Origin of the sequence: Enterobacter sp. IF2SW-B1 (genome assembly GCF_001743375.1) — a bacterium.
GTDB lineage: Bacteria > Pseudomonadota > Gammaproteobacteria > Enterobacterales > Enterobacteriaceae > Enterobacter > Enterobacter bugandensis.
The window spans coordinates 285,612-309,107 of sequence record NZ_MJAA01000008.1; the positions used below are offsets into that span (position 1 = coordinate 285,612).

A 23,496-nucleotide genomic window follows, 5' to 3' on the forward strand; every position below is an offset into this window, starting at 1 on the left:
TTATGCACGAGAATCAACAACCACAAACCGAGGCTTTTGAGCTGAGTGAAGCAGAGCGTGCCGCCATTGAGCACGAGATGCACCACTACGAAGACCCGCGTGCGGCGTCCATTGAAGCGCTGAAAATCGTACAGAAACAGCGTGGTTGGGTGCCGGATGGGGCGATTTACGAGATCGCAAAAGTGCTGGGCATTCCGGCAAGTGACGTAGAGGGCGTAGCTACGTTCTACAGCCAGATCTTCCGTCAGCCGGTAGGCCGCCATGTGATCCGCTACTGTGACAGCGTCGTCTGCCACATTACCGGCTATCAGGGCATTCAGGCTGCGATTGAGAAAAAGCTCAATATTAAGCCGGGCCAGACCACGTTCGATGGACGCTTTACTCTGCTGCCAACCTGCTGCCTGGGTAACTGCGACAAGGGGCCGACCATGATGATTGATGAGGACACTCACAGCCATCTGACGCCGGAAGCGATTCCTGACCTGCTGGAGCAGTACAAATGAAAACTGTAATTCGTACTGCTGAGACGCATCCGCTGACCTGGCGTCTGCGCGATGACAAACAGCCGGTATGGCTCGACGAATACCAGAGCAAAAACGGCTATGCCGGTGCGCGTAAAGCCCTCGGCGGCATGGCGCCGGACGACATCGTTAATGCGGTGAAAGATTCCGGCCTGAAAGGCCGCGGCGGTGCGGGCTTCTCCACCGGTCTGAAGTGGAGCCTGATGCCGAAAGACGAATCCATGAACATCCGTTACCTGCTGTGTAACGCCGATGAAATGGAGCCAGGCACCTATAAAGACCGCCTGCTGATGGAGCAGCTGCCGCACCTGCTGGTGGAAGGCATGCTGATCTCCGCGTTTGCGCTGAAAGCGTACCGTGGCTACATCTTCCTGCGCGGTGAGTACATCGAAGCGGCAGAAAACCTGCGTCGCGCGATTGCCGAAGCCACCGAAGCCGGCCTTCTGGGTAAAAACATCCTGGGTACCGGGTTTGACTTCGAACTGTTCGTGCACACCGGTGCCGGGCGTTACATCTGCGGTGAAGAAACTGCGCTGATTAACTCCCTGGAAGGCCGCCGTGCGAACCCGCGTTCCAAGCCACCGTTCCCGGCAAGCTCCGGCGTTTGGGGTAAACCGACCTGCGTTAACAACGTCGAAACCCTGTGTAACGTCCCGGCTATCCTCGCCAACGGCGTGGAGTGGTATCAGGGCATCTCCTCAAGCAAAGATGCCGGTACCAAGCTGATGGGCTTCTCCGGTCGCGTGAAGAACCCTGGCGTCTGGGAACTGCCGTTCGGTACCACCGCACGCGAAATTCTTGAAGACTACGCCGGCGGCATGCGCGATGGCCTGAAATTCAAAGCCTGGCAGCCGGGTGGGGCAGGGACAGACTTCCTGACCGAAGCCCACCTTGACCTGCCGATGGAATTCGAAAGCATTGGGAAAGCAGGCAGCCGTCTGGGTACGGCGCTGGCGATGGCCGTCGACCACGAGATCGGCATGGTATCGCTGGTGCGTAACCTGGAAGAGTTCTTCGCCCGTGAGTCCTGCGGCTGGTGTACACCGTGCCGTGACGGTCTGCCATGGAGCGTGAAGATCCTGCGCGCCATCGAGCGCGGCGAAGGCCAGCCGGGCGATATCGAGACACTTGAGCAACTGTGTCGATTCTTAGGGCCAGGTAAAACCTTCTGCGCCCACGCACCGGGTGCCGTCGAGCCGCTGCAGAGCGCGATTAAATATTTCCGCGACGAATTCGAAGCAGGCATCAAGCAGCCGTTCAGCAATACCCATTCGATCAATGGTATTCAGCCGAACCTGCTGAAAGCGCGCTGGTAACGACAAGAATTTTGATTAACGCTCGGTTTCGACTGAGCCAACTGGAAGCATGCTAATGGCTACGATTCATGTAGACGGCAAAGAATACGAAGTCAACGGGGCGGACAACCTGCTGGAAGCTTGTCTGTCTCTTGGCCTCGATATTCCGTACTTTTGCTGGCATCCGGCGCTGGGCAGCGTCGGTGCTTGCCGCCAGTGTGCGGTGAAGCAATATCAAAACGCGGAAGACACGCGTGGTCGCCTGGTGATGTCCTGTATGACGCCAGCCACCGAAGGCACCTTTATTTCGATTGATGACGAAGAAGCCAAACAGTTCCGTGAAAGCGTGGTGGAGTGGTTGATGACCAACCACCCGCACGACTGTCCGGTTTGTGAAGAGGGCGGTAACTGCCACCTTCAGGATATGACCGTGATGACCGGTCACAGCTTCCGTCGCTATCGCTTTACCAAGCGTACCCACCGTAACCAGGATCTGGGGCCGTTCATCTCTCACGAAATGAACCGCTGCATCGCCTGCTACCGCTGCGTGCGTTACTACAAAGACTACGCGGATGGTCAGGATCTGGGCGTGTATGGCGCACACGACAACGTCTACTTCGGCCGTCCGGAAGACGGCGTGCTGGAGAGCGAATTCTCCGGTAACCTGGTAGAAATCTGTCCGACCGGCGTATTCACGGATAAAACCCACTCCGAGCGTTACAACCGTAAATGGGACATGCAGTTTGCACCAAGCATCTGCCAGCAGTGTTCCCTCGGCTGTAACACCAGCCCGGGTGAGCGCTACGGCGAACTGCGTCGTATCGAAAACCGTTACAACGGTACCGTTAACCACTACTTCCTGTGCGACCGCGGTCGTTTCGGCTATGGCTATGTGAACCTGAAAGACCGTCCGCGTCAGCCGGTTCAGCGCCGTGGCGACGACGTTATTACCCTGAACGCTGAACAGGCGATGCAGGGCGCGGCAGATATCCTGCGCCAGTCGAAGAAAGTGATCGGCATCGGCTCCCCGCGCGCCAGTATCGAAAGCAACTTCGCGCTGCGCGAGCTGGTCGGGGCGGAAAACTTCTATACCGGAATCGCCCAGGGCGAGCAGGAACGTCTGCAGCTGGTACTGAAAGTGCTGCGTGAAGGTGGTATCCATACCCCTGCGCTGCGCGAAATTGAATCCTATGATGCGGTTCTGGTGCTGGGTGAAGACCTGACGCAGACCGGCGCCCGCGCGGCCCTGGCGGTTCGTCAGGCGGTGAAGGGTAAAGCACGTGAAATGGCAGCGGCGCAGAAAGTGGCTGACTGGCAGATTGCGGCGATCCTCAACATCGGCCAGCGCGCGAAGCATCCTCTGTTTGTGACTAACGTCGACAATACCCGTCTGGATGATATCGCGGCGTGGACCTACTGCGCGCCGGTTGAAGACCAGGCGCGTCTTGGCTTTGCCATTGCCCACGCGCTGGACAACAGCTCACCGGCCGTTGAACTGGATCGCGACCTGCAAAACAAGGTCGACGTGATTGTTCAGGCCCTCGCAGGTGCGAAGAAACCGCTGATTATCTCCGGTACCAACGCCGGTAGCGCTGAAATCATTCAGGCCGCCGCGAACGTTGCCAAAGCCCTGAAAGGCCGCGGTGCAGACGTCGGCGTGACCATGATTGCCCGTGCGGTAAACAGCATCGGTCTGGGCATGATTGGCGGCGGCTCGCTGGAAGAAGCGTTAAGCGAACTGGAATCCGGTTCCGCTGACGCCGTGGTGGTGCTGGAAAACGATCTGCATCGTCATGCGTCTGCCGCTCGCGTTGACGCCGCGCTCTCCAAAGCGCCGCTGGTGATGGTCATTGACCATCAGCGCACCGCGATCATGGACAAAGCGCACCTGGTGCTCTCTGCGGCAAGCTTCGCAGAAAGCGACGGTACCGTTATCAACAACGAAGGCCGCGCCCAGCGTTTCTTCCAGGTTTATGACCCGGCGTACTACGACAGCAACACCGTGATGCTGGAAAGCTGGCGCTGGCTGCACTCCCTGCACAGCACCGTGCAGAGCCGTGAAGTGGACTGGACGCAGCTCGACCACGTTATCGACGCGGTGGTGGAAAAACTGCCTCAGCTGGCAGGCATTAAAGATGCCGCACCTGAAGCAAGCTTCCGCATCCGCGGCCAGAAGCTGGCGCGTGAACCGCACCGCTACAGCGGCCGTACCGCGATGCGTGCCAACATCAGCGTGCACGAACCGCGCCAGCCGCAGGATAAAGACACCATGTTCGCCTTCTCCATGGAAGGGAACAACCAGCCGTCTGCCCCGCGTTCGCAAATCCCGTTCGCATGGGCTCCGGGCTGGAACTCCCCGCAGGCGTGGAACAAGTTCCAGGCGGAAGTGGGCGGCTCCCTGCGCCACGGCGATCCGGGCGTGCGTCTGATTGAAGCTTCCGAAACCGGTCTGGACTTCTTCACCACCGTACCGGCGAGCTTCCAGGCGCAGGACGGTAGCTGGCGTATTGCCCCGTACTACCACCTGTTCGGTAGCGACGAGCTGTCCCAGCGTTCACCGGTCTTCCAGACCCGTATGCCGCAGCCTTACATCAAGCTCAACCCGGCGGATGCCGCGAAGCTTGGCGTTAACGCGGGCGCGAACATCGCCTTTAGCTATGACGGCCAGACCATCAGCCTGCCGCTGATTATTTCTGAAAATCTGACAGCAGGGCAGGTCGGTCTGCCGATGGGTATGCCTGGCATCGCGCCGGTTCTGGCGGGTGCGCGTCTTGATAATCTGCAGGAGGCAAAAGCATGAGTTGGTTAACGCCGGATCTTATCGACATCCTGCTGAGCATTCTGAAAGCGATTGTGATCCTGCTGGTGGTGGTCACCTGCGGCGCGTTCATGAGCTTTGGTGAACGTCGTCTGCTCGGTCTGTTCCAGAACCGTTACGGACCGAACCGCGTGGGCTGGGGTGGTTCACTCCAGCTGGTCGCGGACATGATCAAGATGTTCTTTAAAGAGGACTGGATCCCGCGCTTCTCGGATCGCGTGATCTTTACTCTGGCACCGATGATCGCCTTCACCTCGCTGCTGCTGGCGTTTGCTATCGTTCCGGTCAGCCCGACCTGGGTGGTCGCTGACCTGAACATCGGCATTCTGTTCTTCCTGATGATGGCAGGTCTCGCGGTTTACGCGGTCCTGTTCGCAGGCTGGTCCAGTAACAACAAATACTCGCTGCTGGGTGCGATGCGTGCTTCCGCGCAGACGCTGAGCTACGAAGTGTTCCTGGGACTCTCCCTGATGGGCGTGGTGGCGCAGGCCGGTTCATTCAACATGACCGACATCGTCAACAACCAGGCCGACATCTGGAACGTTATCCCGCAGTTCTTTGGGTTTATTACCTTTGCTATCGCGGGCGTGGCCGTGTGTCACCGTCACCCGTTTGACCAGCCGGAAGCCGAACAGGAACTGGCCGACGGTTACCACATCGAATATTCCGGCATGAAGTTCGGTCTGTTCTTTGTGGGCGAGTACATCGGTATCGTCACCATTTCCGCGTTGATGGTAACGCTGTTCTTTGGTGGCTGGCATGGCCCGTTCTTACCGCCGTTCATCTGGTTCGCGCTGAAAACCGCGTTCTTCATGATGATGTTCATTTTGATTCGCGCAGCGTTACCGCGTCCACGTTATGACCAGGTAATGTCCTTCGGCTGGAAAGTGTGCCTGCCGCTGACGCTCGTCAACTTGTTGGTAACGGCAGCTGTCATTCTCTGGCAGCAGCCATAAGGGGCTATAGACCATGACCTTAAAAGAATTACTGGTAGGTTTCGGTACCCAGGTACGCAGTATCTGGATGATCGGCCTGCACGCGTTTGCTAAACGCGAAACCCGGATGTACCCGGAAGAGCCGGTATATCTGCCGCCGCGCTACCGTGGCCGTATCGTGCTGACGCGCGACCCGGACGGTTCCGAGCGCTGCGTTGCCTGTAACCTGTGTGCGGTAGCGTGTCCGGTCGGCTGTATCTCTCTGCAGAAAGCCGAGACGGTAGACGGCCGCTGGTACCCTGAGTTCTTCCGCATCAACTTCTCACGCTGCATCTTCTGCGGTCTGTGTGAAGAAGCGTGCCCAACCACGGCGATTCAGCTGACTCCAGACTTCGAGCTGGGTGAGTACAAGCGTCAGGACCTGGTGTACGAGAAAGAGGATCTGCTGATTTCCGGTCCGGGCAAATACCCGGAATATAACTTCTACCGGATGGCGGGTATGGCAATCGACGGCAAAGATAAGGGCGAAGCAGAGAACGAAGCTAAGCCTATCGACGTCAAGAGCCTGTTACCGTAAGGAGAGGGCAATGGAATTCGCTTTTTATATCTGTGGCCTTATCGCCATCCTGGCTACGCTGCGAGTGATTACGCACACCAATCCGGTGCATGCGCTGCTGTACTTAATCATTTCGCTGCTGGCTATTTCCGGGGTGTTCTTCGCGCTGGGCGCGCACTTCGCCGGTGCGCTGGAGATCATCGTTTACGCCGGGGCCATCATGGTGCTGTTCGTGTTCGTAGTGATGATGCTGAACCTGGGCGGCTCTGAAATTGAGCAGGAACGTCAGTGGTTAAAACCGCAGGTGTGGATTGGCCCGGCAATTTTGTCGGCCATCATGCTGGTGGTGATCGTTTACGCCATTCTGGGCGTCAACGATCAGGGCATCGACGGCACGCCAATTGGTGCGAAAGAGGTGGGTATCACGCTCTTTGGCCCATACGTTCTGGCGGTGGAACTGGCCTCTATGCTGCTGCTGGCAGGCCTGGTTGTGGCTTTCCACGTTGGCCGCGAAGAGCGTGCTGGCGAGGTGCTGAGCAACCGCACTGACGACCGCGCGAAAAGAAAAACGGAGGAGCGCGCATGATCCCCTTAACACATGGACTGATCCTCGCTGCGATTTTATTCGTTCTGGGTCTGACCGGTCTGGTTATCCGCCGCAATTTGCTGTTTATGCTGATCGGCCTGGAAATCATGATTAACGCCTCCGCGCTGGCCTTCGTGGTCGCCGGAAGCTACTGGGGCCAGACCGATGGTCAGGTGATGTACATTCTCGCCATCAGCCTCGCGGCTGCTGAAGCGAGTATTGGCCTGGCGCTGTTGCTGCAGCTCCATCGTCGCCGCCAGAATCTGAACATCGATTCAGTAAGTGAGTTGCGTGGATGAACATGCTTGCCTTAACCATTATTTTTCCGCTGATTGGCTTCGTGCTGCTGGCGTTTTCTCGCGGCCGCTGGTCTGAGAATCTGTCCGCGACCGTTGGCATGGGCTCTGTCGGCCTGGCTGCGCTGGTCACAGCGTATGCGGGTATCGACTTCTTTAACAACGGACGCCAGCCTTTCAGCGTGCCGCTGTGGACCTGGATGTCGGTCGGTGATTTCAACATCGGTTTCAACCTGGTGCTGGACGGCCTCTCGCTGACCATGCTCTCCGTGGTCACCGGCGTCGGCTTCCTGATCCACATGTTTGCCTCCTGGTATATGCGCGGTGAAGAGGGTTACTCCCGCTTCTTCGCCTACACCAACCTGTTTATTGCCAGCATGGTGGTTCTGGTGCTGGCCGATAACCTGCTGCTGATGTATCTGGGCTGGGAAGGCGTGGGCCTGTGCTCTTACCTGCTGATCGGTTTCTACTATACCGATCCGAAGAATGGCGCAGCGGCCATGAAAGCGTTTGTCGTGACCCGCGTGGGTGACGTCTTCCTCGCGTTCGCGCTGTTCATTCTCTACAACGAACTGGGCACGCTGAACTTCCGCGAGATGGTGGAACTGGCGCCAGCACACTTCGAGGCAGGCAATAACATGCTGTGGTGGGCAACGCTGATGCTGCTGGGTGGTGCCGTGGGTAAATCCGCGCAGCTGCCGCTGCAGACATGGCTGGCCGACGCGATGGCGGGTCCAACCCCTGTCTCCGCGCTGATCCACGCCGCGACCATGGTAACCGCCGGTGTTTACCTGATTGCGCGTACCCATGGCCTGTTCCTGATGACTCCGGAAATTCTGCATCTGGTGGGTATCGTCGGTGCGGTCACACTGGTGCTGGCAGGCTTTGCCGCGCTGGTGCAGACCGACATCAAGCGCGTTCTCGCGTACTCCACCATGAGCCAGATTGGCTACATGTTCCTGGCGCTGGGCGTTCAGGCGTGGGACGCGGCCATTTTCCACCTGATGACGCACGCGTTCTTCAAAGCGCTGCTGTTCCTCTCATCCGGTTCCGTGATTCTGGCCTGCCATCACGAGCAGAACATCTTCAAGATGGGCGGACTGCGTAAGTCCATCCCGCTGGTCTATGTCTGCTTCCTGGTGGGCGGCGCGGCGCTGGCGGCACTGCCGCTGATCACCGCGGGCTTCTTCAGTAAGGACGAAATCCTTGCGGGTGCCATGGCGAATGGTCATATCAATCTGATGGTTGCGGGTCTGGTCGGTGCGTTCATGACTTCCCTGTATACCTTCCGTATGATTTTCATCGTATTCCACGGTAAAGAACAAATTCACGCTCACGCAGGGAAGGGGATTACCCACCACCTGCCGCTGATTGTGCTGCTGGTACTGTCCACCTTCGTTGGCGCGATGATTGTGCCACCGCTGCAGGGCGTACTGCCAGACACCACCGAGCTTGAGCACGGTCGCGTTCTGACGCTTGAAATCACCTCCGGTGTGGTCGCTATCGCGGGTATCCTGATTGCGGCATGGCTGTGGCTGGGCAAACGTACGCTGGTCACTGCCGTGGCCAACAGTGCGCCGGGCCGCCTGCTGGGCACCTGGTGGTACAACGCGTGGGGCTTCGACTGGCTGTACGACATGATCTTCGTTAAGCCGTTCCTGGGCGTTGCGTGGCTGCTGAAGCGCGACCCGCTGAACAGCCTGATGAACATCCCGGCGATCCTCTCCCGCTTTGCAGGTAAAGGCCTGCTGTACAGCGAGAACGGTTACCTGCGCTGGTATGTGGCGTCCATGAGCATCGGTGCGGTTGTTGTGCTGGCGCTGCTGATGGTATTGCGTTGATCGTTAAGTGAATTTTATTCGAATTCGTTGAAAATCAGGCCCCTTCTGGGGGCCTTAAAAAGGAATGTAAATCGCCATGTTACTACCCTGGCTAATATTAATTCCCTTCATCGGCGGCTTCCTGTGCTGGCAGACCGAACGCTTTGGCGTGAAGATGCCGCGCTGGATCGCGCTGATCACCATGGGATTGACGCTCGCGCTTGGCCTGCAACTGTGGTTGCAGGGCGGTTACTCACTGACCCAGTCTGCGGGCATTCCGCAGTGGCAGTCTGAGTTCATCCTGCCGTGGATCCCGCGTTTCGGCATTACGATCCACCTGGCGATTGACGGTCTGTCGCTGCTGATGGTGGTGCTGACCGGTCTGCTCGGCGTTCTGGCGGTACTCTGCTCCTGGCGAGAAATCGAAAAATACCAGGGCTTCTTCCACCTGAACCTGATGTGGATCCTGGGCGGCGTGATCGGCGTGTTCCTTGCCATCGACATGTTCCTGTTCTTCTTCTTCTGGGAGATGATGCTGGTGCCGATGTACTTCCTGATCGCGCTGTGGGGCCACAAGGCGTCCGACGGTAAAACGCGTATCACGGCGGCAACCAAGTTCTTCATCTATACCCAGGCGAGCGGTCTGGTAATGCTGATTGCCATTCTGGCGCTGGTGTTCGTTCATCACAACGCAACCGGTACCTGGACCTTCAACTACGAAGACCTGCTGAAGACGCCAATGTCACACGGCGTTGAATACCTGCTGATGCTGGGCTTCTTCATTGCCTTCGCGGTGAAAATGCCGGTGGTTCCTCTGCACGGCTGGCTGCCAGACGCGCACTCCCAGGCACCAACGGCGGGTTCCGTTGACCTGGCGGGCATCCTGCTGAAAACGGCGGCCTACGGTCTGCTGCGTTTCGCACTGCCGCTGTTCCCGAATGCCTCCGCGGAGTTCGCCCCGATTGCCATGTGGCTGGGTGTGATCGGTATCTTCTACGGTGCCTGGATGGCCTTCACGCAATACGACATCAAGCGTCTGATTGCTTACACCTCCGTTTCCCACATGGGCTTCGTGCTGATTGCTATCTACACCGGCAGCCAGCTGGCGTACCAGGGCGCGGTGATCCAGATGATTGCGCACGGTCTGTCCGCAGCCGGTCTCTTCATCCTGTGCGGCCAGCTGTACGAACGTCTGCATACCCGCGACATGCGTATGATGGGTGGTCTGTGGAGCAAAATTAAATGGCTGCCAGCGCTCTCCATGTTCTTCGCGGTGGCTACCCTGGGGATGCCGGGTACCGGTAACTTCGTCGGCGAATTCATGATTCTGTTCGGCAGCTTCAAAGTGGTACCGGTGATTACCGTGATCTCCACCTTTGGTCTGGTGTTCGCTTCCGTGTACTCGCTGGCGATGCTGCACCGCGCTTACTTCGGTAAAGCGAAGAGCGAAATTGCTGCACAAGAACTGCCGGGGATGTCGCTGCGTGAGCTGTTCATCATCCTGCTGCTGGTCGTACTGCTGGTGCTGTTGGGCTTCTTCCCGCAGCCGATTCTGGATACCTCGCACAGCGCGATGGGCAATATCCAGCAGTGGTTTGTTAATTCTGTTTCTACTACAAGGCCGTAATTCGCCATGACAATAACTCCACAACAACTGATCGCGCTGCTACCGCTGCTGATCGTCGGATTGACGGTGGTGGTTGTGATGCTCTCCATTGCGTGGCGACGCAATCACTTCCTGAATGCCACGCTGTCGGTCATCGGCCTGAATGCCGCGTTAGTTTCACTCTGGTTTGTTGGCCAGGGCGGGGCGATGGACGTCACGCCGCTGATGCGCGTTGACGGTTACGCCATGCTGTATACCGGGCTGGTGCTGCTGGCGAGCCTGGCAACCTGTACCTTTGCTTACCCGTGGCTCGAAGGCTACAACGACAACAAAGAAGAGTTTTACCTGCTGGTACTGATTGCCGCGCTGGGCGGCATTCTGCTGGCGAATGCCAACCATCTGGCCGCGCTGTTCCTCGGTATTGAGCTGATCTCTCTGCCGCTGTTCGGCCTGATTGGTTACGCCTTCCGTCAGAAGCGCTCTCTGGAAGCGAGCATCAAGTACACCATTCTGTCTGCTGCCGCGTCGTCCTTCCTGCTGTTTGGTATTGCGCTGCTGTACGCACAGTCCGGTAACCTCTCCTTCATGGCGCTCGGCAAGAGCCTCGGCGACGGCATGCTCCATGAGCCGCTGCTGCTGGCGGGTCTGGGCATGATGATCGTTGGCCTCGGCTTCAAGCTCTCTCTGGTTCCATTCCACCTATGGACACCAGACGTATACCAGGGGGCGCCTGCTCCGGTGTCGACCTTCCTGGCGACGGCGAGCAAAATCGCTATCTTCGGTGTGGTCATGCGTCTGTTCCTGTACGCGCCGGTGGGTGATAGTGAAGCCGTTCGCGTGGTGCTGGGCATCATCGCGTTCGTCTCCATCATCTTCGGTAACCTGATGGCGCTGAGCCAGACCAACATCAAGCGTCTGCTGGGCTATTCGTCCATCTCTCATCTGGGCTACCTGCTGGTGGCGCTGATTGCGCTGCAGAGCGGTGAGATGTCGATGGAAGCCGTGGGCGTGTATCTGGCCGGTTACCTTTTCAGCAGCCTCGGCGCCTTCGGCGTGGTGAGCCTGATGTCCAGCCCGTACCGTGGTCCGGATGCCGATTCACTGTTCTCCTACCGTGGTCTGTTCTGGCACCGTCCAATTCTGTCCGCGGTAATGACCGTGATGATGCTCTCTCTGGCGGGTATCCCGATGACGCTGGGCTTTATCGGTAAGTTCTACGTGCTGGCCGTCGGTGTGCAGGCGCACCTGTGGTGGCTGACTGCCGGTGTCGTTATCGGCTCCGCGATTGGCCTCTACTACTACCTGCGTGTGGCCGTGAGCCTGTACCTGAGCGCCCCTCAGCAGCTCAACCGCGATGCTCCAGGCAACTGGCAGTACAGCGCCGGTGGTATCGTGGTGCTTATCTCCGCGCTGCTGGTGCTGATCTTCGGTATCTATCCGCAGCCGCTGATTGATATCGTGCAGCGAGCGATGCCATTAATGTAAAAACAAAAAACCCGCCTCGGCGGGTTTTTTATGGTTTGCGCCCTCTCCCTGTGGGAGAGGGATGGGGTGAGGGCACCAGCCCGCACAGGACTTAAGCCAGCTGCTTCCGGCTAATCAACGGCCCGCCAATCTTCTTCATCGAACGATCCAGCACTTCCTCAATCACCGACGACAGCTCGTTCAGCTCAAACTTCGCCACGTACCCGTCCGCCTTCACCTTGCGAATATGATCTTCGTTGGCGTTGCCGGAAAGGGAGGAGTGGATCACTACCGGAATATCCTTCAGAACCGGGTCGGTTTTGATTTTGCGCGTCAGCGTAAATCCGTCCATCTCCGGCATTTCGAGGTCGGTCAGCACCAGCGCGATCTTATCGGTGATCGGCACACCCTCAGCCTGAGCCTGTGCGGCCAGCACGCCAATTTTTTCCCACGCGTCTTTGCCGGTGATGTGCAGCTGCGCTGGGATCTCCATCGCCTGCAGACCTTTCTCCAGCATCGAACGCGCCACTTTGGAATCTTCCGCCACAATCGCGACTGCGCCCGGCTTGATGTTGAACTTGGTGGTTTTCAGATTGGTGGCGTGCAGATCGTGGTTGGCCGGGGTGATGTCATACAGGATCTGCTCAACGTCCAGCACCATCGCCAGATCGTTGGTATCCGTTTTCTCATCCAGGCAGGCAATGCTGGTGATGTAGCGACCGCTGACGGCGGTCTCCGCCGCGTGCACCTGCTTCCAGTCCAGACGCATGATGTTTTCAACCGACTCCACGGCAAAGGCCTGCACGCTGCGGGCATATTCGGTGATAAGCAGGATGTTCAGCCCGGTGGTAGGCTTACAGCCCGCCACGGCGGCCAGGTCGATCACCGGGATCACCTGATCGCGAATATTCACCATCCCCATCAGCGGTGATTTCATCCCGGCGGGTTTTGTGAATTCCGGCATCGGCACAATTTCACGCAGCTTAAAGACGTTAATGCCAAACAGCTCGGATTTATTTTCGTTCAGAGAGGTGCCAAGACGGAACAGCAACAGTTCAAAACGGTTCGACAGGGTGAGATTCGCCCTGTCATCAATATCTTTCTGGAAATTATCCATTCTACCCTCGAGAGAAATGCTGACCTTTTAATCGTTATCGGCATTCTGAGAGAAAAATGAAGGGCTAAACGCTGACCTTAGCGAAATCTTCGGCCAGCTCGCACGCCGGGAACACCGCCAGGCACTCTGCCAGCAGGCTTGCACACCCCCGCGCGTCGTAGCGGGAACTGACGTGAGTGACGATCAGCCTCCCGACGCCTGCGTCGCGGGCAAGCTGCGCCGCCTGACGCGTGGAGCTATGGCCGCGGCCGTTGGCTTTCTCTTCCATCGCCGTTTCCAGTGTGGCTTCGTGCACCATCACGTCAACGCCTCGGGCAAGCTGAAGGGCGGCAGGGCAAGGGGCCGTGTCGCCAAAGATAGCCAGCTTCTTGCCCGGCTCGGGCGCGGCGAGATAATCCTGACCGTTGATGACGCGACCGTCCTCCAGCGTGACGGTCTCGCCGTGCTTCAGGCGCTGGAACAGCGGTCCGGGTTTTACGCCCGCGGCCATCAGCGCGGCGGCGTCCAGCGCGCCGGGTTTGTCATGCGCTTCAATGCGATAGCCATAGCACTCAACGGGATGATTCAGCGGCTGCGCGCTCACCTTATAATCACCGTCATCGAAAACCTGGCCTTCGCTAATCTCAACGATCTCCAGCGGATAATCCGTCCATGATCCGCTCAGGCGCAGCGCGGTTTCAACAAATTCACGCACACCCGCAGGACCGTAAATCGTCAGCGGATTGGCGTTGCCGGCCATGGAGCGGCTGCACAGCAGGCCCGGCAGGCCAAACAGATGGTCGCCGTGCAGGTGAGTAATAAAAATTTTATCCAGCTTGCCGGGGTGATACGCGGTGTGCAGCAGCTGATGCTGCGTCCCTTCACCGCAGTCAAACAGCCACAGCCCGCCGCGGGTGGGGTGCTTAAGATCCAGCAGAATTGCCGTCACGTTTCGTGAGCGGGTTGGCACGCCAGCGGACGTACCCAGAAAAATCAGTTCCATAACGCAATCAGCCCTTTGCCGAACGGGGAGGGGTTTAGTATAACGTGATGAACCCCAGGAAGGAGAAAGAGATGATCCAGTGGCAAGATTTACATCATAGTGAGCTCACCGTTCATTCGCTCTACGCGCTGCTTAAACTGCGCTGCGAAGTGTTTGTGGTTGAACAGACGTGCCCGTATCAGGACATCGACGGCGATGACCTCGTTGGCGAAAACCGCCATATCCTCGGCTGGAAGGATAACGAGCTGGTGGCGTATGCGAGGATTCTGAAAAGCGAGGACGATGTCGAGCCCGTGGTGATAGGCCGCGTCATTATCAGCGGTCACGCGCGGGGTGAAAAACTGGGTTATCAGCTGATGGAAAAAACGCTGGAGTCATGCCAGAAACAGTGGCCGGATAAGGCGTTATACCTGGGCGCGCAGGCGCATCTGCAATCCTTCTACGGTCATTTCGGTTTTATGCCGGTCACCGACATATACGACGAAGACGGTATTCCGCACATCGGCATGGCGCGGGAAGCGAAACAGGCGTAATGGCGCGTCGTTGTCTATAGTTAGCGGACTGGTGTACTAACATGGAGAAAAATATGTCATTTCAATCCTGGGATACCCGTATCGACGACGACCTGACCTTACTGAGCGAAACGCTGGAAGAGGTGTTACGTTCCTCGGGCGACCCTGCCGATCAGAAATATATCGAGCTGAAAGCCCGTGCCGAGCAGGCGCTCCACGACGTTAAAAACCGCGTCAGCCATGCGTCTGATACTTACTACTACCGCGCCAAAAAAGCGGTTTATCGTGCCGATGATTACGTCCATGAAAAACCGTGGCAGGGCATTGGGGTGGGCGCAGCCGTAGGGCTGGTGCTGGGTCTGCTGCTGGCCCGTCGTTAAGCCGTTTAACCACTCCCTATACGTGGGTACTGATATTTCTTATGGTACCCCGTATAATATGAGGTTTTAACAGGGAGAGGTTCGCGTGAATTCGATTTTCCTCGCGCTGGAACAATTGCGTAGCCATCTTTCGCAAGCGTTACCTGCCACATCCGGCCTGCGTCATTTCGACGTCTCTTTCCCGTTAAACGATGCCTTCGATCCCCTCGCCTGGCTGGGCGAGCAGCAGTGCTATCCCCAGTTTTACTGGCAACAGCGTAACGGCGATGAAGAGCTGGCCGCGCTGGGAGCGGCGGTCCAATTCTCCTCTCTGGCGTTAGCCTCGCAGTTTTTAAGTGCGCAACACGCCCCTGATGATACCCGAATCTGCGGCCTGAACGCGTTTAACCCGGAGCAGGGCAGCCTCTTTTTACCGCGTCTGCTGTGGCGACGTACCGCTGGCAACGCCACGTTGCGTCTGCAGCTGTGGAGCGACAGCTCGCTTGAGGACGATGCCGACACCGCGCGGGCGTTCTTACAGCAACTGCTTCCCGCCAGACCGATCCGTCCGCTCTCCGTGCAGGTTGAGCGCGAAACCCATCACCCGGAAAAACCGCAATGGCTTAGCCTTATCGGCAAAGCGACAGAGACAATTGCACGCGGTGATTTCGAAAAGGTCGTTCTCGCCCGAGCCACCGACCTGCAGTGTAAACAGCGCGTTAACCCCGTCGCGCTGATGGCCGCCAGCCGCGCCCTGAATTTAAACTGCTATCATTTCTGCATGATATTTGACGCCAGCAACGCGTTTCTCGGCTCCACGCCCGAGCGTCTCTGGCGGCGGCGCGGCAATCTGCTGCGCACCGAAGCGCTGGCGGGCACCGTCGCCAGCCATACTGACGATAAACAGGCGCAGCGTCTGGGCGAGTGGCTGCTGAATGACGATAAAAACCAGCGCGAAAATATGCTGGTGGTGGAAGATATCTGCCAGCGTCTTCAACACCATACGCAGACGCTGGAGGTGTTGCCGGCTCAGGTCGTCCGCCTGCGCAAAGTGCAGCACTTACGCCGCTGTATCTGGACCGAGCTCAAGCAGGCCGACGATGAACTGTGCCTGCACGTGCTACAGCCGACGGCGGCGGTTGCCGGGCTTCCGCGACAGCCAGCGCGCGAGTTTATTCAGCACGTTGAACCCTTTAACCGCGAGTGGTACGCCGGTTCGGCCGGGTATTTATCCCCCGAACAAAGCGAATTCTGCGTGGCGCTGCGCTCGGCGCGCGTACAGGAAGACGCTCTGCGGCTTTACGCCGGAGCGGGCATTGTCAGCGGCTCTGACCCGGAGCAGGAGTGGCAGGAGATCGAAAACAAAGCCGCCGGATTGCGCTCTCTGCTCCTAAGGGATTAATACTGATTCGCGCAATCCCGATTCATATCAAAATTCCAATTTTTTCTATTATTTATACTGTGTCGCATTCTTGATACCGGACAATCTCATGTCAGTAAGTTCTTTTAACCGACGCTGGGCGGCGGTGATCCTTGAAGCCCTGACGCGCCATGGCGTCAGGCACGTGTGTATTGCACCGGGTTCTCGCTCAACGCCGCTGACGCTTGCGGCGGCTGAAAACCGGGCGTTTGTTCACCACACCCACTTTGACGAGCGAGGTCTGGGACATCTCGCGCTCGGGCTGGCGAAGGTCAGCAAAGAACCCGTGGCGGTGATTGTCACTTCCGGTACCGCCGTGGCGAACCTCTATCCGGCCCTGATTGAAGCCGGGTTAACCGGTGAAAAACTGATCCTGCTGACGGCCGACCGTCCGCCTGAGCTAATCGACTGCGGCGCCAATCAGGCTATTCGCCAGCCCGGACTTTTTTCTACGCACCCTTCGCAGACGGTTTCGTTACCGCGTCCCACCCAGGATATTCCTGCAAGCTGGCTGGTCTCCACCGTCGATCACGCCATGGCGACATTGCGCAGCGGGGCGCTGCATATCAACTGCCCGTTTGCCGAGCCGCTGTACGGCGAGCTGGACGGTACCGGCCTTGACTGGCAGCGGTCGCTCGGCGAATGGTGGCAGAGCGAAAAGCCGTGGCTGCGCGAGCAGACGCATCTTGAGAGCGCGAAACAGCGCGACTGGTTCTTCTGGCGGCAGAAGCGAGGCGTGGTCATCGCCGGGCGCATGAGCGCCGCCGAAGGCAGGCTGGTCGCCGAATGGGCGCAAACACTCGGCTGGCCGCTGATTGGCGACGTGCTTTCCCAGACTGGCCAGCCGCTGCCGTGCGCCGATCTCTGGCTGGGTAACGCGAAAGCGGTTACTGAGCTTTCGCAGGCGCAGATTGTGGTCCAGATCGGCGCAAGCCTGACCGGAAAACGTCTGCTGCAGTGGCAGGCGACCTGCACGCCGGAAGAGTACTGGGTGGTGGACGCGCTGGAAGGGCGGCTCGACCCGGCGCACCATCGCGGCCGTCGTCTGGTGAGCAAAATTGATAGCTGGCTGGAACTGCACCCGGCGGAAAAACGTCAGCCCTGGGCGGTGGCGATCCCTGAGCTGTCGCGTCAGGCGTGGGAAATCACCAAAGCGCGCTGTGAGACATTCAGCGAGGCCGGGCTGGCGCACCGTATTCGCCAATACCTGCCAGAACAGGGGCAGCTGTTTGTCGGCAACAGCCTGGTCGTGCGGCTGATCGATGCCTTTTCGCAGCTGCCGGTGGGCTACCCGGTGTACAGCAACCGCGGTGCCAGCGGCATCGACGGGCTGATCTCGACGGCGGCGGGGGTGCAGCGCGCTAGCGCGAAATCGACGCTGGCGATCGTGGGCGATCTCTCCGCGCTCTACGATCTTAACGCGCTGGCGCTACTGCGTCAGGCGTCCGCGCCGTTTGTGCTGATTGTGGTCAACAACAACGGCGGGCAGATTTTCTCCCTGTTGCCAACGCCCCAGAGCGAGCGCGAGCGCTTCTACCTGATGCCGCAGAACGTGCAGTTTGAACACGCCGCGGCGATGTTCAGCCTGAAATACCATCGCCCGGAAAGCTGGGAACAGCTGGAAGCGGCGTTAAGCACCGCCTGGAAGCAGCCGGGCGCGACGCTGATTGAGCTGGTGGTGAACGAGGCTGACGGCGCGCAGACCCTGCAAAGCCTGCTGGCGCAGGTGAGCCAGCTGTGATCCTCTCGGGCGTGCAGCAGGCCGGAAAACCGGGCTATCCCTGGCTGGTCTTTTTGCACGGTTTTTCCGGCGACTGCCGCGAGTGGCAGGCTGTCGGGAAGCAACTCGGCGAATATTCCCGGCTCTATCTTGACCTGCCGGGCCACGGTGCGTCCGGGGATGTTGCCGTGACGGGGTTCGACGGGATGAGCACGTTGCTTACCCGAACCCTGCTTAGTTACAACATACTGAACTTTTGGCTGGTGGGGTACTCCCTCGGCGGCCGCATTGCGATGTTTCATGCCTGCCAGCAGCCAAAGGGGCTGCTGGGGGTGATCGTTGAAGGTGGACATCCGGGCCTGCAGGATGAGGATGAGCGTCACGCGCGGTGGACATCCGACCGCCGCTGGGCGACGCGTTTTCGCACCGAACCGCTGGAAAAGGTCTTTACCGACTGGTATCAACAGCCGGTATTTGCTTCCCTCACTGACCACCAGCGCAAGGCGCTTATCGCCCTGCGCAGCCAGAACAACGGCGCGACGCTGGCGAAGATGCTCGAAGCAACGTCGCTGGCCGTGCAGCCCGATTTGCGTGCCGCGATTAGCGTATGCAATTTCCCTTTTGACTATATCTACGGTGAACGTGACCAGAAGTTCGCGGCCCTGGCCGCTGAACTGGACGCCGTTCGCCATGCGATTCCAAACGCCGGACACAACGCCCACCGGGAAAACCCCGACGCGGTTGCCGCGAGTCTGGCTCAGATACTGCGTCTTCGAATAAAGGACACTCTATGATCTATCCTGATGAACACATGCTTTATGCGCCGGTTGAATGGCAGGACTGCTCCGAAGGCTACACCGACATTCGTTACCACAAATCCGCCGACGGCATTGCCAAAATCACCATCAACCGTCCGCAGGTGCGTAACGCCTTCCGTCCGCTGACCGTCAAAGAGATGATTCAGGCCCTGGCGGATGCGCGCTACGACGACAGTATCGGCGTGATCGTGCTGACCGGTGAAGGCGAGAAGGCCTTCTGCTCCGGTGGCGATCAGAAGGTGCGCGGCGACTACGGCGGATACCAGGACGATGCGGGTACGCACCACCTGAATGTCCTCGATTTCCAGCGCCAGATCCGCACCTGCCCGAAACCGGTTGTCGCGATGGTGGCGGGCTACTCCATCGGCGGCGGCCACGTGCTGCACATGATGTGCGACCTGACCATCGCTGCTGAAAATGCCATCTTCGGCCAGACCGGCCCGAAAGTGGGCTCCTTCGACGGCGGCTGGGGTGCCTCTTACATGGCGCGCATCGTCGGGCAGAAAAAAGCCCGCGAAATCTGGTTCCTGTGCCGCCAGTACAACGCACAGGAAGCGCTGGATATGGGCCTGGTGAATACCGTGGTGCCGCTTGCCGATCTCGAAAAAGAGACCGTGCGCTGGTGCCGAGAGATGCTGCAAAACAGCCCGATGGCGCTGCGTTGCCTGAAAGCGGCACTTAATGCCGACTGTGACGGTCAGGCGGGTCTGCAGGAGTTGGCGGGTAACGCCACCATGCTGTTCTACATGACCGAAGAGGGTCAGGAAGGGCGCAACGCGTTCAACGAAAAACGCCAGCCAGACTTCAGCAAATACAAACGGAATCCGTAATGCGTCGCGCGCAGGTTTACCGCTGGCAGATACCGATGGACGCGGGCGTGGTGCTGCGTGAACGGCGTTTAAAAACCCGTGACGGCTTCTTCGTGCATTTGCAGCAGGGCGAGCGGGAAGGCTGGGGCGAGATTTCGCCTCTGCCAGGCTTTAGCCTGGAGTCGCTGGATGAGGCGCAGTCTGCATTGCTGACGTGGGTAAAGGCGTGGCGTGAGGGCGCAAACCCAGCATTACCGGACGCACCTTCCGCCGCCTTTGGCATCAGCTGCGCGCTGGCGGAGCTGGACGGTAGCCTGCCGGAAGAGGCTAACTATCGCGCGGCACCGCTCTGCACGGGCGACCCGGACGAGCTGTTCGCGCTGCTCGCCGCCATGCCGGGCGAGAAAGTGGCGAAAATCAAAGTCGGTCTCTACGAAGCGGTGCGTGACGGCATGGTCGCCAACCTGCTGCTGGAAGCAATCCCCGATCTGCACCTGCGTCTGGATGCCAACCGCGCGTGGACGCCGCTTAAGGCGCAGCAGTTCGCCAGGTACGTCAACCCGGCGTACCGCAGCCGCATTGCCTTCCTCGAAGAACCGTGCAAAACCCGCGATGACTCGCGCGCCTTTGCCCGCGAAACGGGGATCGCCATCGCCTGGGATGAAAGCCTGCGCGAGGACGATTTTGAATTTGTCGCCGAGCCCGGCGTCAGCGCGGTGGTGATTAAGCCGACGCTAACCGGCAGCCTGGCGAAGGTGCGCGAGCAGGTCTCGGCGGCGCACGCGCTGGGGCTGACGGCGGTGATCAGCTCGTCGATAGAGTCCAGCCTGGGGCTGACCCAGCTGGCGCGCATTGCCGCCTGGTTAACGCCGGACACGGTTCCCGGCCTCGACACGCTGAACCTTATGCAGGCTCAGCTTCTCCGCGAGTGGCCTGCCAGCACGCTGCCGTGCCTCGACGCAGAGGCGCTGGAGCCGTTGCTATGAGTTTTACCGACTGGCCCTGGCGTCACTGGCGCGGGCTTTTTGCCGATAAACCGGCTCTGCGGCTGAATGATGAAGCGCTCACCTGGCAGCAGTTGTGCGTGCGCGTCGACCGCCTTGCGGCAGGGTTTCACCTGCAGGGCGTGGCGGAGGGCGATGGCGTAATGCTGCTGGCCTATAACCACCCGCAAACGCTGCTGGCATGGCTGGCGCTGCTTCAGTGCGGGGCACGTATTCTTCCCGTTAATCCGCAGCTGCCGCGCCCGCTGCTCGACGTGCTGATCCCGCAGATGACGCAGCGCTTTGCGCTGGTGCTGGACGGCAGCTACGACGGCCTTCATGGCCTGAGCATGTGCGAGCCAGCGGATGCGTACTGCGCTGCGTGGCAGCCGGCGCGGCTGGCCACCATGACGCTCACCTCCGGCTCCACCGGGCTGCCGAAGGCGGCGGTGCATACCTGCGCCGCCCATCTTGCCAGCGCCCGCGGCGTGCTGTCGCTGATGCCCTACGGGGATAATGACGACTGGCTGCTTTCGCTGCCGCTGTTTCACGTTTCCGGCCAGGGGATTTTATGGCGCTGGCTGCAGGCCGGTGCGCGCTTAACCGTGCGCGAGAAGCAGCCGCTGGAGCAGGCGCTACGCGGCTGCACCCACGCCTCGCTGGTGCCGACCCAGCTCTGGCGTCTCCTCAATAGCGAAAGCCACATCGCACTGAAAGCGGTGCTGCTCGGCGGGGCGGCCATTCCCGTGACGCTGACGCAAAAGGCCCGGGAACAGGGCGTTCGGACGTACTGCGGCTACGGCCTCACCGAGTTTGCCTCTACCGTCTGCGCAAAAGAGGCTGACGGCGATCCGGACGTGGGCCGTGCGCTGCCGGGCAGAGAGGTGCAGGTCGTTAACGGTGAAGTCTGGATCAAAGCGCAGAGCATGGCTTCCGGCTACTGGCGGGACGGCGCCCTGATACCGCTGACCAACGCGCAGGGCTGGTTTGCCACTCGCGATCGCGGGGAATGGCATGGCGACCGTCTGACGATTTTAGGCCGCATGGACAATCTCTTTTTCAGCGGTGGAGAGGGGATCCAGCCGGAATCGCTGGAGCGCGTTATCGCCGCGCATCCGCAGATTAACCAGGTGTTTATCGTCCCGCTGGATGACGCCGAGTTTGGACAGCGTCCGGTGGCGGTGGTGGAGTGCGAGCCGGGAACGGATATCACCCGTTTCCCGACCTGGGTACAGGGCAGGTTGGCGCGCTTTGAGCAGCCCGTTCACTGGCTGGTGCTGCCGTCTGAGCTAAAAAATGGCGGGATTAAGATCTCCCGCCAGGCGTTAAAGCAGTGGGTCAATGCCCAGCTGTCCGTATAGTTAGCCGATATCCGGCTCCGGTTTGCGCTGGCGACGACGCAGCAGGCGCAACACCGGCGGCACCACAATCACCATGACCGCGAGCGCTAACAGAACCTTCGCGACGCTGCTGTCCCACAGTATCGACACATTACCGTTGCTGATGGACAGGGCGCGGCGCAGGTTCTGCTCCAGCATCTCACCCAGCACAAAGCCCAAAATCAGCGGAGACATTGGGAAGTGCATTTTTCGCAAGATGTAGCCGAACACGCCGAGGACCACCATCAGCACGAGGTCAAACGTGGTGCTGTGCACCGCGTAAACCCCCACCGCAGAGACGGCGGCAATGGCGGGCACCAGGAACCACAGCGGAATCGTCAGCATGCGGGTGAACAGCCCAATCAGCGGGATATTCATCACCAGCAGCATGACGTTGGCGATCAGCAGCGCGGCAATCAGCCCCCAGACAATATCAGGCTGCTCGGTAAACATCGCCGGGCCGGGCGTGATGTTATAGAGCGTCAGCGCGCCCATCATCACCGCCGTGGTGCCGGATCCCGGCACGCCCAGGGTCAGCATCGGGATAAACGAGCCGCAGGCCGAGGCGTTATTGGCCGCCTCAGGCGCGGCGACGCCGCGAATATCGCCTTTACCAAAGCTGTCGCTATTGCCGCTGAGCTTCTTCTCGGTCATGTAGGTGATGGCGCTGGCGATAGTGGCCCCGGCACCCGGCAGGATGCCGACAAAGAAGCCAATCACCGACGAGCGCAGCGTGGCGCCGATGCACTGCGCGCCCTCTTTAGCGCTAAAGAGCATCCGGCCGGTTTTGCGCACCAGCGTCTGCCCGCTGCTGGTATGCTCCAGCATCAGTAAGATCTCAGAGACAGAGAACAGGCCGATCACGACGACAATGAACTGCACGCCATCGGACAGGTGAACGCTGTCGAAGGTAAAGCGATAGACCCCGGTGTTGGCATCCACGCCGACGGTGGCTAACCCTAAGCCAATCAGCGCGGATAAAAACGACTTCAGCGGATTTTGCGCCATCATGCTGCCGAGGCAGGCAATGGCGAACACCATCAGGGCAAAATATTCTGCCGGACCAAACGCCAGCGACCACTGGGCCAGCGCAGGAGCGAACAGAATAATGCCGCCAATGGCAATCAGTGAGCCAAAGAATGAACTGACCGCAGAGATGGAGAGCGCCACGCCGCCGCGTCCCTGCCGCGCCATTGGGTAGCCGTCCAGCGCGGTCATGATCGCCGCCGCATCCCCCGGCACGTTAAGCAGGATCGACGAAATGCGTCCGCCATATTCACAGCCGATGTAGACCGTTGCCAGCAGGATCAGCGCCGATTCCGCAGGCAGATGCAGGGCAAACGCCAGCGGGAGTAAAATCGCCACGCCGTTGATCGGCCCAAGGCCCGGCAGCAGGCCGACAATTGTGCCCACGAAACAGCCGATCAGGGCGATCACCAGGTTTTCCGGGGTCATCGCCACGGCGAACCCCTGCGAGAGGTAAATCCAGGTATCCATAGC

The 23,496-nt window shown here is 59.3% G+C and carries 21 protein-coding genes; 18 read left to right on the plus strand and 3 right to left on the minus strand.

Going from position 1 to position 23,496, the window contains the following annotated elements; genetic code table 11:
• Positions 1 to 2: 2 nt before the first annotated feature.
• The 10 genes from nuoE to nuoN all read left to right on the plus strand — a co-directional run bounded on the left by nuoE (position 3) and on the right by nuoN (position 11,918).
• Positions 3 to 503, plus strand: a complete 501-nt coding sequence (nuoE, locus tag A6013_RS17280) for an NADH-quinone oxidoreductase subunit NuoE (RefSeq protein WP_006176513.1) — start codon at positions 3 to 5, stop codon at positions 501 to 503.
• Positions 500 to 1,837 carry an NADH-quinone oxidoreductase subunit NuoF gene (gene nuoF, locus A6013_RS17285; RefSeq protein WP_006811381.1) on the plus strand — a complete coding sequence of 446 codons (1,338 nt, stop codon included), beginning with the start codon at positions 500 to 502 and terminating at the stop codon, positions 1,835 to 1,837. The genes nuoE and nuoF overlap by 4 nt, the downstream gene beginning before the upstream one ends.
• Positions 1,838 to 1,892: 55 nt before the next feature.
• A complete protein-coding gene (gene nuoG / locus A6013_RS17290; protein ID WP_069733484.1) occupies positions 1,893 to 4,616 on the plus strand; it encodes an NADH-quinone oxidoreductase subunit NuoG in 2,724 nt (907 codons plus the stop codon).
• Positions 4,613 to 5,590 (plus strand): NADH-quinone oxidoreductase subunit NuoH, encoded by a 978-nt coding sequence (gene nuoH, locus A6013_RS17295; RefSeq protein ID WP_008500211.1) that lies wholly within the window; start codon positions 4,613 to 4,615, stop codon positions 5,588 to 5,590. Before nuoG ends, nuoH begins: the two co-directional genes overlap by 4 nt.
• A 13-nt stretch (positions 5,591 to 5,603) precedes the next feature.
• A complete protein-coding gene (gene nuoI / locus A6013_RS17300; protein WP_003861491.1) occupies positions 5,604 to 6,146 on the plus strand; it encodes an NADH-quinone oxidoreductase subunit NuoI in 543 nt (180 codons plus the stop codon).
• A 10-nt stretch (positions 6,147 to 6,156) separates the two neighbouring features.
• Entirely contained in the window at positions 6,157 to 6,711 is a 555-nt protein-coding gene (nuoJ, locus tag A6013_RS17305) for an NADH-quinone oxidoreductase subunit J (RefSeq protein WP_008500212.1), read from the plus strand.
• Complete coding sequence (nuoK, locus tag A6013_RS17310) at positions 6,708 to 7,010, plus strand: NADH-quinone oxidoreductase subunit NuoK (protein WP_003861496.1); 303 nt, start codon at positions 6,708 to 6,710, stop codon at positions 7,008 to 7,010. The genes nuoJ and nuoK overlap by 4 nt, the downstream gene beginning before the upstream one ends.
• Positions 7,007 to 8,848 (plus strand): NADH-quinone oxidoreductase subunit L, encoded by a 1,842-nt coding sequence (nuoL, locus tag A6013_RS17315; protein WP_028013930.1) that lies wholly within the window; start codon positions 7,007 to 7,009, stop codon positions 8,846 to 8,848. The genes nuoK and nuoL overlap by 4 nt, the downstream gene beginning before the upstream one ends.
• A gap of 76 nt (positions 8,849 to 8,924) precedes the next feature.
• Positions 8,925 to 10,454, plus strand: a complete 1,530-nt coding sequence (gene nuoM, locus A6013_RS17320) for an NADH-quinone oxidoreductase subunit M (protein WP_008500214.1) — start codon at positions 8,925 to 8,927, stop codon at positions 10,452 to 10,454.
• 6 nt (positions 10,455 to 10,460) lie between these two features.
• Positions 10,461 to 11,918 (plus strand): NADH-quinone oxidoreductase subunit NuoN, encoded by a 1,458-nt coding sequence (nuoN, locus tag A6013_RS17325; protein ID WP_028013929.1) that lies wholly within the window; start codon positions 10,461 to 10,463, stop codon positions 11,916 to 11,918.
• Between the two features lie 91 nt (positions 11,919 to 12,009).
• On the opposite strand, the gene A6013_RS17330 is transcribed toward nuoN, so the two are convergent.
• Complete coding sequence (locus tag A6013_RS17330) at positions 12,010 to 13,014, minus strand: chemotaxis protein (RefSeq protein ID WP_028013927.1); 1,005 nt, start codon at positions 13,012 to 13,014, stop codon at positions 12,010 to 12,012.
• A gap of 64 nt (positions 13,015 to 13,078) precedes the next feature.
• Positions 13,079 to 13,996, minus strand: a complete 918-nt coding sequence (gene rbn / locus A6013_RS17335; RefSeq protein ID WP_069733485.1) for a ribonuclease BN — start codon at positions 13,994 to 13,996, stop codon at positions 13,079 to 13,081.
• A 71-nt stretch (positions 13,997 to 14,067) separates the two neighbouring features.
• Here rbn and A6013_RS17340 point away from each other — a divergent pair, with 71 nt between their 5' ends.
• The 8 genes from A6013_RS17340 (at position 14,068) to menE (ending at position 21,978) form a co-directional block, all read left to right on the plus strand.
• Complete coding sequence (locus tag A6013_RS17340) at positions 14,068 to 14,529, plus strand: GNAT family N-acetyltransferase (protein WP_069733486.1); 462 nt, start codon at positions 14,068 to 14,070, stop codon at positions 14,527 to 14,529.
• 53 nt (positions 14,530 to 14,582) lie between these two features.
• Complete coding sequence (elaB, locus tag A6013_RS17345) at positions 14,583 to 14,888, plus strand: stress response protein ElaB (RefSeq protein WP_028013924.1); 306 nt, start codon at positions 14,583 to 14,585, stop codon at positions 14,886 to 14,888.
• An 85-nt stretch (positions 14,889 to 14,973) separates the two neighbouring features.
• Positions 14,974 to 16,269: an isochorismate synthase MenF gene (gene menF, locus A6013_RS17350; protein WP_069733487.1), complete on the plus strand. Its 1,296-nt coding sequence runs from the start codon at positions 14,974 to 14,976 to the stop codon at positions 16,267 to 16,269.
• A gap of 88 nt (positions 16,270 to 16,357) precedes the next feature.
• Positions 16,358 to 18,028 carry a 2-succinyl-5-enolpyruvyl-6-hydroxy-3-cyclohexene-1-carboxylic-acid synthase gene (menD, locus tag A6013_RS17355; RefSeq protein WP_069733488.1) on the plus strand — a complete coding sequence of 557 codons (1,671 nt, stop codon included), beginning with the start codon at positions 16,358 to 16,360 and terminating at the stop codon, positions 18,026 to 18,028.
• Positions 18,025 to 18,801, plus strand: a complete 777-nt coding sequence (menH, locus tag A6013_RS17360; RefSeq protein WP_069733489.1) for a 2-succinyl-6-hydroxy-2,4-cyclohexadiene-1-carboxylate synthase — start codon at positions 18,025 to 18,027, stop codon at positions 18,799 to 18,801. Before menD ends, menH begins: the two co-directional genes overlap by 4 nt.
• Positions 18,798 to 19,655: a 1,4-dihydroxy-2-naphthoyl-CoA synthase gene (menB, locus tag A6013_RS17365; protein WP_028013920.1), complete on the plus strand. Its 858-nt coding sequence runs from the start codon at positions 18,798 to 18,800 to the stop codon at positions 19,653 to 19,655. The genes menH and menB overlap by 4 nt, the downstream gene beginning before the upstream one ends.
• Positions 19,655 to 20,620 (plus strand): o-succinylbenzoate synthase, encoded by a 966-nt coding sequence (menC, locus tag A6013_RS17370; RefSeq protein WP_047367985.1) that lies wholly within the window; start codon positions 19,655 to 19,657, stop codon positions 20,618 to 20,620. Before menB ends, menC begins: the two co-directional genes overlap by 1 nt.
• A complete protein-coding gene (gene menE / locus A6013_RS17375) occupies positions 20,617 to 21,978 on the plus strand; it encodes an o-succinylbenzoate--CoA ligase (protein WP_047367984.1) in 1,362 nt (453 codons plus the stop codon). Before menC ends, menE begins: the two co-directional genes overlap by 4 nt.
• Here the strand turns inward: menE and A6013_RS17380 are convergent, their stop codons facing one another.
• The gene (locus tag A6013_RS17380) at positions 21,979 to 23,493 is read right to left on the minus strand and encodes a tripartite tricarboxylate transporter permease (RefSeq protein WP_041908947.1); all 1,515 of its coding nucleotides are present in this window, start codon (positions 23,491 to 23,493) and stop codon (positions 21,979 to 21,981) included.
• Between the last annotated feature and the right edge of the window lie 3 nt (positions 23,494 to 23,496).

Bases quoted from the DNA above. Each gene is read 5' to 3' on its own strand.
- nuoE (WP_006176513.1), top strand. From the start codon at position 3: ATGCACGAGAATCAACAACCACAAACCGAGGCTTTTGAGCTGAGTGAA.
- menD (WP_069733488.1), top strand. From the start codon at position 16,358: ATGTCAGTAAGTTCTTTTAACCGACGCTGGGCGGCGGTGATCCTTGAA.
- nuoK (WP_003861496.1), top strand. From the start codon at position 6,708: ATGATCCCCTTAACACATGGACTGATCCTCGCTGCGATTTTATTCGTT.
- nuoL (WP_028013930.1), top strand. From the start codon at position 7,007: ATGAACATGCTTGCCTTAACCATTATTTTTCCGCTGATTGGCTTCGTG.
- nuoG (WP_069733484.1), top strand. From the start codon at position 1,893: ATGGCTACGATTCATGTAGACGGCAAAGAATACGAAGTCAACGGGGCG.
- nuoH (WP_008500211.1), top strand. From the start codon at position 4,613: ATGAGTTGGTTAACGCCGGATCTTATCGACATCCTGCTGAGCATTCTG.
- menC (WP_047367985.1), top strand. From the start codon at position 19,655: ATGCGTCGCGCGCAGGTTTACCGCTGGCAGATACCGATGGACGCGGGC.
- nuoI (WP_003861491.1), top strand. From the start codon at position 5,604: ATGACCTTAAAAGAATTACTGGTAGGTTTCGGTACCCAGGTACGCAGT.
- A6013_RS17330 (WP_028013927.1), bottom strand. From the start codon at position 13,014: ATGGATAATTTCCAGAAAGATATTGATGACAGGGCGAATCTCACCCTG.
- A6013_RS17380 (WP_041908947.1), bottom strand. From the start codon at position 23,493: ATGGATACCTGGATTTACCTCTCGCAGGGGTTCGCCGTGGCGATGACC.
- menB (WP_028013920.1), top strand. From the start codon at position 18,798: ATGATCTATCCTGATGAACACATGCTTTATGCGCCGGTTGAATGGCAG.
- nuoF (WP_006811381.1), top strand. From the start codon at position 500: ATGAAAACTGTAATTCGTACTGCTGAGACGCATCCGCTGACCTGGCGT.
- rbn (WP_069733485.1), bottom strand. From the start codon at position 13,996: ATGGAACTGATTTTTCTGGGTACGTCCGCTGGCGTGCCAACCCGCTCA.
- nuoM (WP_008500214.1), top strand. From the start codon at position 8,925: ATGTTACTACCCTGGCTAATATTAATTCCCTTCATCGGCGGCTTCCTG.
- elaB (WP_028013924.1), top strand. From the start codon at position 14,583: ATGTCATTTCAATCCTGGGATACCCGTATCGACGACGACCTGACCTTA.
- A6013_RS17340 (WP_069733486.1), top strand. From the start codon at position 14,068: ATGATCCAGTGGCAAGATTTACATCATAGTGAGCTCACCGTTCATTCG.
- nuoJ (WP_008500212.1), top strand. From the start codon at position 6,157: ATGGAATTCGCTTTTTATATCTGTGGCCTTATCGCCATCCTGGCTACG.
- nuoN (WP_028013929.1), top strand. From the start codon at position 10,461: ATGACAATAACTCCACAACAACTGATCGCGCTGCTACCGCTGCTGATC.
- menE (WP_047367984.1), top strand. From the start codon at position 20,617: ATGAGTTTTACCGACTGGCCCTGGCGTCACTGGCGCGGGCTTTTTGCC.